This window comes from Streptomyces sp. NPDC127108 (assembly GCF_042677545.1).
Lineage (GTDB): Bacteria > Actinomycetota > Actinomycetes > Streptomycetales > Streptomycetaceae > Streptomyces.
The window spans coordinates 13,043-27,335 of record NZ_JBHXTE010000022.1; the positions used below are offsets into that span (position 1 = coordinate 13,043).

A 14,293-nucleotide genomic window follows, 5' to 3' on the forward strand; every position below is an offset into this window, starting at 1 on the left:
GGGGGGTGCCTCGGTGCCTGCCGGTGAGATCGACAGTACGACAGCGAGGTTCAATGTTCAACTAAAACCGGGGCGTGGTGATCCGCTTCACAGGTGCAGGGGTGTCTTACGCGTCCTCGGCGTCCGCGGTGCCTTCGGTGCCCTCGTCGCCCTCGGCGTCCGGGGCGGCCAGCGCCGCGTCGAGCCGGGCGCGGGCCCCGTCCAGCCAGCGGCGGCAGGCGGCGGCCAGCTCCTCGCCGCGCTCCCACAGGGCGAGCGACTCCTCCAGGGTCGTGCCCCCGGCCTCCAGGCGGCGCACCACCTCGATCAGCTCGTCCCGGGCCTGCTCGTAGCCGAGCGCCGCGGCCTCGGTGTCCGTCTTGCTGGTCATGCGCCCACCCTAAATGTCGACTCGTACGGTGAATTCGCCCTCGGCGACCCGTGCCCGCAGTTCCTCGCCGGGCGTCACCTCGTCCGCCGCGCGGACCACTGCGCCGTCCTGCTTCTTCTGCAGCACCGCGTACCCCCGCTGGAGGGTGGCGGCGGGGGAGAGGGCCACCACGCGCGCGTGCGTGTGGGTCAGCTCCGACTCCGCGCGGTCCAGGAGGTGGCCGAGCGTGCGGCGCGCCCGGTCCACGTACGCCGTGATCTGCTCCTCGCGGTCCTCGACCATGCGGTGCGGGTGCTCCATGCAGGGGCGGGCCAGGGCGTGCGCGAGGCCGCGCTCCTCGCGGTCGAGGAACGCCTCGACGCTGCGGCGCGCGCGGTCCCGCAGGAACGCCACGCGCTCGTACTCCTCGCCGACGTCCGGCACGACCTTCTTCGCCGCGTCCGTGGGGGTCGAGGCGCGCAGGTCCGCCACGTAGTCGAGGAGGGGGGTGTCGGGTTCGTGGCCGATCGCGGACACCACGGGCGTACGGCACGAGGCCACCGTGCGCACCAGCTGCTCGTCGGAGAACGGCAGCAGGTCCTCCACGCTGCCGCCGCCGCGCGCGACGACGATCACGTCGACCTCGTCGAGCGCGTCCAGCTCCTTCACCGCCTGCACCACCTGGGGGACGGCGTGCACGCCCTGCACCGGGACGTTGCGCACCTCGAAGCGGACCGCCGGCCAGCGGTGCCTGGCGTTCTCGAGGACGTCCCGCTCGGCGGCCGACGCGCGGCCGCAGACCAGGCCGATGAGCTGCGGCAGGAACGGCAGCGGCTTCTTGCGGTCCGGCGCGAACAGGCCCTCGGCGGCGAGGGACTTCTTCAGCTGCTCCAGGCGGGCGAGCAGCTCCCCGACGCCGACCGGCTTGATCTCCGCCGCCCGCAGGGACAGCTGGCCCCGCGGCGCGTACCACTCCGGCTTGGCGTGCACCACGACGCGGGCGCCCTCCGAGACGACGTCCGCGACCGCGTCGAACACCTGGCGGTAGCACGTGACGCTCACGGAGATGTCGTGCGAGGGGTCACGCAGCGTCATGAACACCACGCCCGCCCCCGGGCGCCGCGACAGCTGAGTGATCTGCCCCTCGACCCAGATCGCCCCGAGCCGGTCGATCCAGCCCCCGATGAGCCGGGACACCTCCCCGACGGGAAGCGGCGCGTCGGCAGACGTATTGAGACCCATACGCCGAGCGTATCGGCCCTCACTGACACCGCCCCCGCCCTGCGGGCGGCCCAGCCGCCCACAGGGCTTCACGGCACCTTGGGCTCGCCCCGCCGCACCCCCTGAGCAGCCAGCACCACCAACCCCACCCCCAACCAGATCGCCCCCACCACCTGCGCCGACCCCGACGCCTCCACGATGACGGCGACCACGATCGCGGCGCCGAGCACGGGCACCAGCACATGCCGCCACCAACTGACCTCCCCGCCCCGCCGCCGCACCGCGAACCAGCCGACCACGCTCGCGTGCAGCAGGAAGAAGGCCGTCAGCGCCCCGATGTCCACGACGGACACCAGGTGGTCCATGCCGTCGTCCCGGCGGGACGCCCACACGGCGGCCACGAGGGTGACGGCGGCGGCGCACAGCAGCGCGACCCGAGGGGTGCCCGACTCCGTCCGCGAGAGCAGCCGCGGCAACCGCCGGTCCCGCGCCATCGCGAACAGCAGCCGCCCCGCGGCCGCCTGCCCGGCCAGCGCCGCGAACGCCGCGCCGATCGCCTTGCTGACGGCCACCAGGTCGTGCAGCCAGTCCCCGACGGCCGAGTCCACGGCGGAGTAGAAGGCGGACCCCTGGTTGCCGGGGTTGGCGGCGAGGTCGGCCGACGAGACCGGGGACAGCAGCGCCACCAGATACGTCTGGAGGACGAACAGCACACCCGTGAGAGCCAGGCAGAACAGCACGGCCCGCGCCACCTTCGCCGAGCCGCCCGTCACCTCCTCCGCGAACGAGGCGATCGCGTCGAAGCCGAGGTAGGACAGGACGGCCACGGACACGGCCCCGACCACCGCCGACAACGCGAACGCCCCCTGCGTACCGTCACCCGTCAGCGGCGAGAGCCACCCCCGCTCCGCCCCGTCCCGCGCGAGCACCACGACCGCCGACACCACGAACACCAGCAGGACCACGATCTCCAGCGCGAGCACCGCGAACCCGACCCGCGCCGCGGGCCGCACGCCCCACAGGTTCAGGGCCGTCGTCAGGAGCACCGCGATCGTCGTCCACACCCACCGGGACACCGACGGCACCAGCTCGTGCATGGCGATCCCGGAGAAGAGGTACGCGACGGCCGGGATGAGCAGGTAGTCCAGCATCGCCATCCAGCCCGCGACGAACCCGGGGCCGTTGCCGAGACCCACGCGCGCGTAGGCGAACACGGAACCCGCCTGGGGGACCACCTTCACCATCTGGGCGTAGCTGAAGGCGGTGAACGCCATGGCGATCGTCGCGATGACGTACACCAGCGCCACCGCGCCGTGCGACTTCGCGTCCAGCGTCCCGAAGACGCCGACCGGGGCCATCGGGGCGATGAACAGCAGGCCGTAGACGACCAGGTCCCGGAAGCCCAGGCTCCGTCTCAGGCCGTCGCCTTTGGCCGAGGGCCCTTCCCCGTCGGGCGGCAGGGGCGCATTCGTCGTATGGGCGGACATCGAGCCTCCGGGTGCCTCCGCTGGTCACGCAGTGGCTCCCAGTCTCCCCACTGAGGCGATCTTTGACCTGTCGTACGCGGCCTTACGATGGTCTGCATGACTGCAACGCCTGGCTCCCGCCGTGTCCTGCTCGCCGCTCCCCGTGGCTACTGCGCGGGTGTGGACCGTGCCGTGATCGCCGTCGAGAAGGCCCTGGAGCAGTACGGGGCCCCGATCTACGTCCGCCACGAGATCGTCCACAACAAGTACGTCGTGCAGACCCTGGAGAAGAAGGGCGCCATCTTCGTCGACCAGGTGGAGGAGGTGCCGGAGGGCTCCATCGTGATGTTCTCCGCGCACGGCGTGGCGCCGACCGTCCACACGGAGGCCGCCGAGCGCAGCCTCGCCACGATCGACGCGACCTGCCCGCTGGTGACCAAGGTCCACAAGGAAGCGGTGCGGTTCGCCAAGGAGGACTTCGACATCCTCCTGATCGGCCACGAGGGGCACGAGGAGGTCATCGGCACCTCCGGTGAGGCCCCCGACCACATCACGCTCGTCGACGGCCCCGAGGACGTCGCCAACGTCGAGGTGCGCGACCCGGACAAGGTCGTCTGGCTCTCCCAGACCACGCTCTCCGTGGACGAGACGATGGAGACGGTCGACGCCCTGAAGGGCAAGTTCCCGAACCTCCTCTCGCCGCCGAGCGACGACATCTGCTACGCCACGCAGAACCGCCAGACCGCGGTGAAGAAGCTCGCGGAGGACGCCGACCTCGTCATCGTCGTCGGCTCCAAGAACTCCTCGAACTCCATCCGCATGGTCGAGGTCGCCCTGGAGGCGGGCGTGCCCGCCTCGCACCTGGTGGACAACGCCGGGGAGATCGACGAGGCCTGGCTGGAGGGCGTCACCACGGTCGGCCTGACCTCGGGCGCGTCCGTCCCGGACGTCCTGGTGGACGGCGTCCTGGAGTGGCTGGCCGAGCGGGGGTACGCGGACGTGGAGACGGTGAAGACGGCCAACGAGTCGATCACCTTCTCGCTGCCCAAGGAACTGCGCCGCGACCTGCGCGCGGAGGCGGCGGAGCTGTCCGCGAAGAAGTAGCCCGCGCGGCGCCGGGCCGGTCCGGCCGATCCGCACGGCGGATCCGTCCAGCCGGTCCAACCGGGGCGTGGCTGTCGGTCCGGCGTCGTAACGTGGGGCCCATGCAGATCTTCGGAGTGGACATCGGCGGATCCGGGATCAAGGGAGCACCCGTCGACCTGGAGCGCGGGGACCTGGCCCAGGAGCGGCACAAGGTGCTGACGCCGAACCCGGCCACGCCCGAGGGCGTGGTCGAGTGCGTGGCCGAGGTCGTCGAGCACTTCGGCTGGACCGGCCCGGTCGGTGCCACGTTCCCGGGCGTGATCACGGGCGGCACGGCGCGCACGGCGGCGAACGTCGACAAGAGCTGGATCGGCACGGACATCAGCGGCCTGATCTCCGAGCGCGTCGGCGGCGCCCCGGTGACCGTCCTGAACGACGCGGACGCGGCGGGCGTGGCCGAGATGCACTTCGGCGCGGGCCGAGGCCGTACCGGCACGGTCATCATGCTCACCCTCGGCACGGGCATCGGCAGTGCCGTCTTCACCGGCGGCCACCTCGTGCCGAACACCGAGCTGGGCCACCTGGAGCTGCACGGCCACGACGCGGAGAAGAAGGCCTCCTCCAAGGCCCGCGAGGACGAGGACCTGACCTGGGAGCACTGGGCGCACCGCGTCCAGAAGTATCTGGCGCACGTCGAGATGCTGTTCTCGCCCGAGCTGTTCATCATCGGCGGCGGCGTGAGCCGCAAGGCCCACAAGTTCCTGCCCCTGATCGAGGGCATCCAGGCCGAGATCGTCCCGGCGGAGCTGCAGAACAACGCGGGCATCGTGGGCGCGGCGATGGCGGCACGGGCGGACGGCCAGGGGGTGCGGCCCGCGGGGCCCGCGGGCTGACCTCCTAGGAGGCCTAGGAGGCGGGCACGCGCCGCTGCGCCGGACCGCCCGGCGGCCGCAGCTGCCCGCCCCGTCGCTGGCGCTGCTGCCACTGCCGCTGCTGGCGCCGCCGGTTCATGAGCTTGACCTTGCGTACGGTCACGATGACACCGGCGACCAGCGTCCCGCCGTACAGCCAGCCCGCGTGCAGCGCGAGCGACGTCAGCAGCCCCATGAACTGACCGCCGAAGCCATCGGTGCCGCCGGAGATCGGCAGCACCCCGGCCGCGAACGCGATCGGCACCGCGACGGGCGCGGTCACCAGGTCGGCGGGCCGCACCCACAGCGCGGTGAGGGCGCTCACGGGCAGGAAGAGCACGCCGTACGCGACGAGCGAGCCGCCGAAGAGCAGTCGGAGCAGGCACGCGAGGACGAACATCACGGCCGCGGCGAAGAGCCCGCTGCCGAGCCCGGTCAGCCGGGGGTTGGGCATGCGGCGCAGCGCCCGGTATAGCGGCATCCGGCTGACCTTGCGGTACACCGGCGTTCTGCGCAGGACGCGGACGATCGGCGAGGCGGGCCTGCGGGGGCCCGGCGGGGTACGGGGGACGGGGGGCTCCGCGGGGCTGCCTTGTTCGGGCAGCGGCGCGGTGCGGCGCGGCCTTGCGCCCGGGGGACGGGTCCTGTGTTGCTCCACCGGTCCAACCTAGGTCGGCCCGGGTGGTCATACCGTATTGGGACACGCGTTTTGGCCGACCTTGGCCGAGCGTTCGACAGGGCGGCGGTACGGGGTGGGGGTGCGGGGGCCGTGCGGCGGGGGTGCGGGGGCCGCGGGGCGGGGCCGACGGCGGGTCCGGGGCGGGGCCTGACGGCGCCTTCGGGCGGGTACGGGGGCGGGGCGCGACACGCCGTAGACTGGTGGATCGCCCCGGACGACGAGGACAGCGCGCAGCGCCGCTGCCCCTCCCGGGCAGCGAGCCAGCCCCTGTCACCCCACCCAGTCCTCACGTACGGGAAGTCGCAACGTGTCGCTCACGATCGGAATCGTCGGTCTGCCCAATGTCGGCAAGTCGACCCTGTTCAACGCCCTGACCAAGAACGACGTCCTTGCGGCCAACTACCCGTTCGCGACGATCGAGCCGAACGTGGGCGTCGTCGGCGTCCCCGACCCCCGCCTGACGAAGCTCGCCGAGATCTTCAACTCCCAGAAGATCCTCCCCGCCACCGTCGACTTCGTGGACATCGCGGGCATCGTGCGCGGCGCGAGCGAGGGCGAGGGCCTGGGCAACAAGTTCCTCGCGAACATCCGCGAGTCGGATGCGATCTGCCAGGTCATCCGTGCCTTCAAGGACGAGAACGTCGTGCACGTCGACGGCAAGGTCTCGCCCAAGGACGACATCGAGACGATCAACACCGAGCTGATCCTCGCGGACCTCCAGACGATCGAGAAGGTCCTGCCGCGCCTCCAGAAGGAGTCGCGCATCAAGAAGGACATCGCCCCGAAGGTGGCGGCGGTCGAGGCGGCCAAGGAGATCCTGGAGAAGGGCGACACCCTCTTCTCCGCGGGCATCGTCCAGGGCTCGGGCAACGAGGAACTCCTCCACGACCTGCACCTCCTCACCACCAAGCCCTTCCTCTACGTCTTCAACGTCGACGAGGACGAGCTGACCGACGACGACTTCAAGGCCGAGCAGCGCGCCCTGGTCGCCCCGGCCGAGGCGATCTTCCTCAACGCCAAGCTGGAGGCGGACCTCGCCGAGCTGGACGACGAGGAGGCCCTCGAACTCCTCCAGTCCGTCGGCCAGGAAGAGCCCGGCCTCGCCACCCTCGCCCACGTCGGCTTCCGCACCCTCGGCCTCCAGACCTACCTCACGGCAGGCCCCAAGGAGTCCCGCGCCTGGACCATCAAGCAGGGCGCGACAGCCCCCGAAGCGGCCGGTGTCATCCACACCGACTTCCAGAAGGGCTTCATCAAGGCCGAGGTCATCTCCTTCGCCGACCTGGTCGAAACCGGCTCGGTGGCCGACGCCCGCTCGGCGGGCAAGGCGCGCATGGAGGGCAAGGAGTATGTGATGCAGGACGGGGATGTGGTGGAGTTCCGGTTCAACGTGTAGCCGCTGCCATGGGTTCGGCCCCCGTCCTTTGAGGGCGGGGGCCGTCGTGTGTCTGGGGGCAGGGGCGTCAGCTGAGGATCAGGAGGGTCGTGATGCCCGGGCCGAAGGCGCCGCCCAGTTGGTAGCTGAGGGCGAAGAGGCCTATTGCCGTGGGGCGTTGGGTGGGGGTGGTGGCGGAGGCCGCGTGCACCGAGAGGGTGGCGTTGGCGCCGGTCGCGGTGAAGGCCGCGGCGCCCGCCGCCAGGAGGAGCAGGGGGCCCGAGCTGGAGAAGGCCGCCGTGGCCACCGCCGTCGCCCCGACGGTGACGAGGATCGTGCGGACCGCCGTTCGGCCCAGGCGGGCCGAGCTCGCCGCGAGCAGCCAGGACAGTGCCGATGCGGTCAGGAGGGTCACCAGCTGGCCCGTTCCGATCGCGCCCTTCGACCAGCCCGCCCGGTCCTGGAGCAGGCTCGGCACGGTGAACAGGAGCGTGAAGTACGTGGTGGAGAGGGTGACGCCCAGGGCCGCGGAGACGAGGAAGAGGGGGGAGCGGAGAAGGGCTGCGGGTACGAAGCCCTCCGGGCGGCGGCGGATGTGCAGGGCCAGGAGCACGGCGGTGAGCAGGGCGGCCGCCAGGGCCGGGAGCGGGGTCGTCGGCAGCAGGATCAGGGACGTCGCCAGGGCGATGAGCAGCGCCGCTCCGCGTGCGTCGAAGCGGCCCTCACCGGACGGCGGCGTGCTTCGGGCGTAGCGCGACACCGCCGGTACCGCGAGCAGCGCGATCGCCGACACCGCGAACGCGAGCCGCCACGACACCGCGTCCGTGAGCGTCGCCCCCAGGAGCGGTCCCGCCGCCCCCATGACACCGAAGCCGGAGCTGATCACGCCCATCCGGCGCGCGTTGCCCGCCAGGTTCATCGCCGCCGCGACCAGGCCCGCCCCGCCGAGTGACTGTCCGACCCGGCCCGCGAGGGCGACGGGCAGCCAGGGCGCGACCGCCACCAGGGCGGTGCCGCCGACCACGAGGGCCGTACTCAGGCGCAGCAGGGGCTTGAGGCCGCGGCGGCGCAGCAGTGCCGCGAGCAGCGGGGTGCCCGCCGCCATCGCCCAGGCGAACACCGTCACCATCCAGGTCGCCGTGGCGGTCGCGACACCGAGGGAGCGCGCCATGTCCGGCAGGATCAGGACGGGGGCGTTGGCTCCGGCGGCCACGGGGGCGGCCAGCAACGCCAGCCAGAAGACGGGGACTTGGCGGGGGGTGGTGGCCGTGGCCGTCGCCGGGGGTGTGGCCGCGGGTGCGGGTGCCGTGGCGGTGGCGGTGGACGCGGTGGCTGGTGCTGTGGTGGACGCGGTGGTGCTGGACACGGGGACCCCCTGGAGCGGAACTGGCGATGGTGGGTTGATGGTTAGCGGCTGGCGGCTGGCGGCTGGCGGCTGGCGGCTGGCGGCTGGCGGCTGGCGGGCTGGCGGGCTGGCGGGCTGGCGGGCCCAGCGGATTCGTGGGAGAAGGGCAGGCGGCGCCCACCCCGCGCTCAGACCGTCGTCACGACGTCCTCGTACGCCAGCCGCGGCGACCGCGGGAACCACGCGTCCTCCCCGGGGCGGCCGATGTTGACCACCATCAGCGGTTCGTGGTCGTCGTCCAGGAACTCCGCGCGGAGGCCGGCGGCGTCGTAGCCCGTCATGGGGCCCGCGGCGAGGCCCGCCGCGCGGACGCCGACGATGAAGTACGCGGCCTGGAGCGTGCCGTTGAGGAGGGCGGACTGTTCGCGGACGGGGCGCTCGGAGAAGTAGGCGGCGCCGACTCCCGGCGAGTGCGGCACCAGGCGGGGCAGCTCCTCGTGGAACTCGTGGTCCGTGGCGAGGACCGCGACCAGCGGGGCCGTCGCGGTCTTGGCCCGGTTGCCCTCGTCCATGTGCTTGACCAGGCGCTCGCGGCCCTCGGGGGTGCGGACGAGCACGACGCGCAGGGGGGACTGGTTGAAGGCGGTGGGGCCGTACTTGACCAGGTCGTAGATGGCCTGGACCTGCTCTTCGGTGACGGGCTCGTCGGTGAAGGTGTTGGCCGTGCGGGCCTCGCGGAAGAGCAGGTCCTGGGCGGCGGGGGCGAGGGCGAGCTCGGACATGGTGGGACTCCTCGGTTGTCTCTGCGTTCGTCTTCTCAAGACTGAAAGTTTCAACGTTGAGATAAAAGCATGTGGGTTCTTTCAGCGTCAAGTGTCTTAACATTGAGAAGGTTCTTGTTGAGAAGACGCTCGTTGAGAAGATGCTCGTTGAGGGGTCGTTCGACGGGCGACGAGCAGTGACTAGGCAGAGGAGTGGTCGGCATGAGCGACGCCGTGGACGCGATCGTCGGGCAGTGGCAGAAGGAGCGGCCCGACCTGGGGGACGACCTCTGGCCGGTGCAGCTGATCGCGCGGATCCAGCGGGTGAACCGCGTCCTGGACCGCGAGGCCAAGGCGTTCTGCGCCAAGCACGGCGTGGAGTGGGGCGAGTTCGACGTCCTGACGACGCTCCGCCGGTCCGGGCCGCCGTACGCCCTGACCGCGGGCGCCTTCCTCAAGGCGGCCATGGTGACCTCGGGCGCGATCACCAACCGGATCGACAAGATGGAGGCCAAGGGCCTGGTCGAGCGGGTCAGGGACGGCGCCGACCGCCGTACCGTCCGGATCAGGCTCACCGAGCACGGCAAGCAGCTCACGGACGTCCTGATGGACGCCCATCTGAGCCGTTACGCCCGCTTCCTCGGCGACCTCGACCCCGAGGAGATCGACGCCGCCGCCGGGCTGCTCCGCAAGCTCCTGGAGCAGCAGGGCGACACGTCGATCACGTAGCGGCGACGGGACGGGTGGGGCGGCGCGGCCCGGTCGCCCCCTGCGTCACCCCCGCCCGCCCCGCCCGCCCCGCCCCCGGGAAATCGATGGTGGCTGAAATCCCGCCAACACCGCGCCCCCGCCCCCTCCGCCTCGTGGAAGCCGCAGTCCGGCAGCGTCACCCCGCCCCACGTGCCACTCCGCCGTTACGGGGGGAATGCACGGATTATTGATGCCATGTCATGGCCGGTGCGTGGCAGTCGTGTTACGTCCGAACACCGCCCTTGTGGGTTTCCTATGGATCCGCCAATCTTTCGACGGCGACAGAGAGTTGAACATTGATCAACTCGGCGTGCACATGTCGGCCAAACATTGTCATGCCCTTGTCGCATCCCCCACCAGCGCACCACCGATTGAGGAGGACCCCTCAGATGGCAGTGATGCGTCACCCCCGCCGAAGACTGGCCGGTACGGGAACCCTCGCCCTGACCGCCGCCACCGCCGTCGCCCTCGGTGTCGTCGCCGCGCTCCCCGCGAGCGCGCAGCCGAAGGCAGCGGAAGGCCGGATCCAGTACGCGGACGCCCCCGGCTCGATCGCGAACAGCTACATCGTGACCCTCGACGCGGACGCCCCCAAGGCGGACTCGCCCGCCGGCAAGGCGCTCGCGAAGAAGCACGGTGCCGAGATCGAGCGGACGTACAAGAAGGTCCTGAACGGCTACGAGGTGCAGGCCTCCGAGGCCGAGGCGAAGAAGTTCGCCGCCGACCCGGCCGTCGCCTCCGTCGTGCAGAACCGCACGTACACCGTCGCCGCGACCCAGCCCAACCCGCCGTCGTGGGGCCTGGACCGCATCGACCAGCGCAACCTCCCGCTGGACCAGAAGTACACCTACCCGGACAAGGCCGGTGAGGGCGCCACCGTCTACGTCATCGACACCGGTGTCCGCAAGAGTCACCAGGACTTCGGCGGCCGCGCCGTCGACGGCTTCGACGCCATCGACAACGACAACGTCGCGCAGGACGGCCACGGCCACGGCACGCACGTCGCCGGAACCGTCGGCGGCATCGCGCACGGCGTCGCCAAGAAGGCCAAGATCGTCGGCGTCCGCGTGCTCAACAACTCGGGCTCCGGCACCACCGCGCAGGTCGTCGCGGGCATCGACTGGGTGACGCGCAACGCCACCAAGCCCGCCGTCGCCAACATGAGCCTCGGCGGCCCGGCCGACAGCGCGCTCGACACCGCCGTCCGCAACTCCATAGCCGCCGGCATCACCTACGCCGTCGCCGCGGGCAACGAGACCACCAACGCCAACACCCGCTCGCCCGCACGCGTCACCGAGGCCATCACCGTCGGCGCCACCACCAACACCGACGCCAAGGCCAGCTACTCCAACTTCGGCAACGTCCTCGACCTGTTCGCCCCCGGCTCCGGCATCACGTCGACGTGGAACACCAACGACACGGCGACCAACACGATCTCCGGTACGTCGATGGCGTCCCCGCACGTCGCGGGCGCCGCGGCCCTGTACGTCGCCGAGAACCCGTCGGCCACCCCGGCGCAGGTCTCCACGGCCCTGACGACCGCCGCCACCCCGAACGTCGTCGGCAGCCCCGGCACCGGCTCGCCCAACCGCCTCCTGTACGTGGGCACGGGCGGCACCAACCCGCCCGGACCGAAGTTCGAGAACGGCGCGGACTTCGCGATCACGGACAACTCCACCGTCGAGTCGCCGGTGACCGTCACCGGTGTCGCCGGCAACGCCCCCTCGGCGCTCAGCGTCCCGGTCGCCATCAAGCACACGTACGTCGGTGACCTGAAGGTCGAACTCGTCGCCCCCGACGGCTCCGCCTACGTCCTCAAGGACTTCGGCGCGGGCGGCAGCTCGGACGACATCAACACCTCGTACACCGTGAACGCCTCCTCGGAGACGGCCAACGGCACCTGGAAGCTCCGGGTCAGCGACAACGCGGCCCAGGACGTCGGCACCCTCGACTCCTGGGGCCTGCAGTTCTGACGCCGGTCCGCTGACGCCGGTCCGCTGACGCCGGTCCGCTGACGCCGGTCCGCTGACGTTGTCAGGGGCGGCGATTCCGGCGCCGCACTCCTGACGTCCGTCGGGAGCGAGCGATCAGCAACTCGCTTCACCGTCACACCTCTTCATCCTCGTCCTCGCGGAACGGCTCCGGGTCACCGACCCAGCCGGCCGCGAGGACGAGGCGCGTCCGGCGGTGCACGGCCAGGAACCCGAAGGGCCGGTCGAAGGTGGCGTCGATCTCCGTGACGGAGTAGCGCAGCCTGGGAACCGAGCCGGCGAGCCCCTCGATGGCCGTGGCCGCCGCCGCCCGGAAGCCCAGCTCCCCGAAGGTCGCGGTGGCCGCCTGCGCGGCCCTGCCCACCGCGAGCGGCTCGACGGCGACTCCGGGGAAGTGGCCGAAGCCGTCGTCCATGGCGGTGGTCAGGCCGAACAGGTCGCTCCGCGCGTTCAGGTCGTGCTCGGCGGTGACGGTGAACGGCACGGTCGTGACGTGCAGTTGCGGGGGCAGCGGGCGCTCGTGGCGCTCCCGGCCGACGGTCAGGCCGGGGCCCGGTTCGCCGTACGGCAGGTGAGTGCCCGGCACGCGCGGCCAGGCGCGGCCGAGGACACCCACGCCTCCGGCGAGCACCTGCCCCGGGGTCATCCCCTCCTCGCCGAGCAGCAGATGCACGTCGACGCCGGTGTCGCCGAGGACGCGCAGTTCGGTGATCGCCCCCGCGGGGGTGGCGGCGACGCCCACGCGGTCGGGCAGGCTGCTGGTCCGGCGCAGGGCGATCAGGTCGAGGTCGCGCCAAGGGCCGCTCTCGGGCGTCATGCCGCTCTTGGAGAAGGGGCGCAGCCACGTCGTGCACAGGGCGAGGGCGCCCGCGAGGGCCAGCTCGGAGTCCTCGCCCACCACGGCCGGCATCCGCTCGATCTGTCCGTCGGTGTGCTTCGCGGTCCAGGCGTCGAGCGCGGCCTGGTCGTGGCTCACGTCCCCGGTCAGCACGCCGTGGGCGCCCGGGGGCAGGCCCTCGGCCCACCGCTCGCGCAGCGTCACGGTCCGCTTCGTCCAGAGCCCGATGGCGGCGCCGACACCGGGGACGGCGTCGAGGGCGGCAAGGAGTTCCCGGGCCGCCTGTGCCGCCCGCTCCGGCGGCAGGCCGATCGCCTCGCCGAGCTCCGCCCGCGCGGGGCCGCCCGCCCCGTCCGCCAGGAACGCGAGGAGCGGCCAGACCCCGGCCGCGGAGAACACCGTGCTACCCCGTACGTCCCGCGCCCACCGCGAGGTGAGTTCGTTGACCGCCCGCACCGTCGTCTCTGTCACGCGCATCCGATGAACCTAGTGTCGGGGGTTGTGAGCCCCCCCGCGCGGAGCCGCTGCTCGTGCGCCGGTGCGGCCACCGGTGCGAGCCGTGCGTCGGCGGGTCTGCGCCGGTGGCTCAACCGCCGTGTCCGAGGGGGTAGTTGATTGCTATAACGCCCGAAAGGCCCTGCGTAAAGACCTGCGGGTCAGGAAATCATCACTTCGAGTGATTCCTTGGCCTAGGGTTGCGGCCAACAACCCACGGTTGCCAGGCTGTTGCTGTCTGTCAACCTGATGGGAGTGGCTAGTGACATTCGGTGAGCAGCCGGCCTATCTGCGCGTCGCGGGTGATCTCCGTAAGAAGATCACCGATGGTTCGCTGCCCCCGCACACCCGGCTCCCCTCGCAAGCCAGAATCCGCGAGGAGTACGGGGTGTCGGACACGGTCGCTCTCGAAGCCCGCAAGGTGTTGATGGCCGAGGGTCTGGTCGAGGGCCGCTCCGGCTCCGGCACCTATGTGCGCGAGCGCCCCGACCCGCGCCGCGTCGCGCGCACGGGCTTCCGCGGCCCCGGCACGTCCACCCCCTTCCGTCAGGAGCAGGCCGCCGAGAACGCCCGCGGGACCTGGGAGTCCCGCAGTGAGCAGACGGACGCGACCGACACGGTCGCCGAGCGCCTCGCGATCCGCCCCGGGGACCGGGTGATGTGCACGCGCTATGTCTTCCGGGACGCGGGCGAGGCGATGATGATCTCCACGTCCTGGGAGCCCCTGGCCGTCACCGGCCGGACCCCCGTGATGCTCCCGGAGGAGGGCCCCCTCGGCGGCTGCGGCGTCGTGGACCGCATGGCCGCCATCGATGTGATCGTGGACAACGTCGCGGAGGAGGTCGGCGCCCGCCCCGGCCTCGCCGAGGAACTGCTCGCCCTCGGCGGCGTCCCCGGCCACGTGGTCCTCTCCATCCAGCGGACGTACTACGCCTCGGGACGCCCCGTGGAGACCGCCGACATCGTCGTGCCCGCCGACCGCTATCGCATCGCATACCACCTGCCGGTGCGGTGACCGCGCGCCCG

13 protein-coding genes are annotated in these 14,293 nt (G+C 71.8%); 6 read left to right on the forward strand and 7 right to left on the reverse strand.

Annotated elements, in window-relative coordinates:
* Window positions 1-106 precede the first annotated feature (106 nt).
* The 3 genes from ACFVHO_RS19865 to ACFVHO_RS19875 all read right to left on the reverse strand — a co-directional run bounded on the left by ACFVHO_RS19865 (window position 107) and on the right by ACFVHO_RS19875 (window position 3,057).
* A complete protein-coding gene (locus tag ACFVHO_RS19865) occupies window positions 107-370 on the reverse strand; it encodes an exodeoxyribonuclease VII small subunit (RefSeq protein WP_385716005.1) in 264 nt (87 codons plus the stop codon).
* 9 nt (window positions 371-379) lie between these two features.
* The gene (gene xseA / locus ACFVHO_RS19870) at window positions 380-1,591 is read right to left on the reverse strand and encodes an exodeoxyribonuclease VII large subunit (RefSeq protein WP_385716008.1); all 1,212 of its coding nucleotides are present in this window, start codon (window positions 1,589-1,591) and stop codon (window positions 380-382) included.
* A gap of 68 nt (window positions 1,592-1,659) precedes the next feature.
* The gene (locus tag ACFVHO_RS19875) at window positions 1,660-3,057 is read right to left on the reverse strand and encodes an APC family permease (RefSeq protein WP_385716012.1); all 1,398 of its coding nucleotides are present in this window, start codon (window positions 3,055-3,057) and stop codon (window positions 1,660-1,662) included.
* Window positions 3,058-3,153: 96 nt separating this feature from the next.
* On the opposite strand from ACFVHO_RS19875, the gene ACFVHO_RS19880 reads away from it, so the two are divergent.
* Both ACFVHO_RS19880 and ppgK read left to right on the forward strand, forming a co-directional pair.
* Window positions 3,154-4,140 carry a 4-hydroxy-3-methylbut-2-enyl diphosphate reductase gene (locus ACFVHO_RS19880; protein ID WP_385716015.1) on the forward strand — a complete coding sequence of 329 codons (987 nt, stop codon included), beginning with the start codon at window positions 3,154-3,156 and terminating at the stop codon, window positions 4,138-4,140.
* A 101-nt stretch (window positions 4,141-4,241) separates the two neighbouring features.
* A complete protein-coding gene (gene ppgK / locus ACFVHO_RS19885; RefSeq protein ID WP_385716018.1) occupies window positions 4,242-5,015 on the forward strand; it encodes a polyphosphate--glucose phosphotransferase in 774 nt (257 codons plus the stop codon).
* Between the two features lie 13 nt (window positions 5,016-5,028).
* Here the strand turns inward: ppgK and ACFVHO_RS19890 are convergent, their stop codons facing one another.
* Window positions 5,029-5,514: a DUF6542 domain-containing protein gene (locus ACFVHO_RS19890; RefSeq protein ID WP_385716021.1), complete on the reverse strand. Its 486-nt coding sequence runs from the start codon at window positions 5,512-5,514 to the stop codon at window positions 5,029-5,031.
* Window positions 5,515-6,019: 505 nt separating this feature from the next.
* On the opposite strand from ACFVHO_RS19890, the gene ychF reads away from it, so the two are divergent.
* Window positions 6,020-7,108: a redox-regulated ATPase YchF gene (gene ychF, locus ACFVHO_RS19895; protein WP_385716024.1), complete on the forward strand. Its 1,089-nt coding sequence runs from the start codon at window positions 6,020-6,022 to the stop codon at window positions 7,106-7,108.
* A gap of 67 nt (window positions 7,109-7,175) precedes the next feature.
* On the opposite strand, the gene ACFVHO_RS19900 is transcribed toward ychF, so the two are convergent.
* On the reverse strand, window positions 7,176-8,453 hold the full coding sequence (locus ACFVHO_RS19900; protein ID WP_385716026.1) for an MFS transporter: 1,278 nt from the start codon (window positions 8,451-8,453) through the stop codon (window positions 7,176-7,178).
* A 167-nt stretch (window positions 8,454-8,620) separates the two neighbouring features.
* Window positions 8,621-9,214: a malonic semialdehyde reductase gene (locus ACFVHO_RS19905; protein WP_385716029.1), complete on the reverse strand. Its 594-nt coding sequence runs from the start codon at window positions 9,212-9,214 to the stop codon at window positions 8,621-8,623.
* 201 nt (window positions 9,215-9,415) lie between these two features.
* Here ACFVHO_RS19905 and ACFVHO_RS19910 point away from each other — a divergent pair, with 201 nt between their 5' ends.
* Both ACFVHO_RS19910 and ACFVHO_RS19915 read left to right on the forward strand, forming a co-directional pair.
* Complete coding sequence (locus ACFVHO_RS19910) at window positions 9,416-9,922, forward strand: MarR family winged helix-turn-helix transcriptional regulator (protein ID WP_385716032.1); 507 nt, start codon at window positions 9,416-9,418, stop codon at window positions 9,920-9,922.
* A gap of 410 nt (window positions 9,923-10,332) precedes the next feature.
* The gene (locus ACFVHO_RS19915; RefSeq protein WP_385716035.1) at window positions 10,333-11,916 is read left to right on the forward strand and encodes a S8 family serine peptidase; all 1,584 of its coding nucleotides are present in this window, start codon (window positions 10,333-10,335) and stop codon (window positions 11,914-11,916) included.
* A 133-nt stretch (window positions 11,917-12,049) separates the two neighbouring features.
* On the opposite strand, the gene ACFVHO_RS19920 is transcribed toward ACFVHO_RS19915, so the two are convergent.
* Complete coding sequence (locus ACFVHO_RS19920; protein WP_385716037.1) at window positions 12,050-13,249, reverse strand: serpin family protein; 1,200 nt, start codon at window positions 13,247-13,249, stop codon at window positions 12,050-12,052.
* Window positions 13,250-13,529: 280 nt separating this feature from the next.
* Between ACFVHO_RS19920 and ACFVHO_RS19925 the strand changes: the two genes are divergently transcribed.
* Entirely contained in the window at window positions 13,530-14,282 is a 753-nt protein-coding gene (locus ACFVHO_RS19925; RefSeq protein WP_385716040.1) for a GntR family transcriptional regulator, read from the forward strand.
* Window positions 14,283-14,293: the final 11 nt, after the last annotated feature.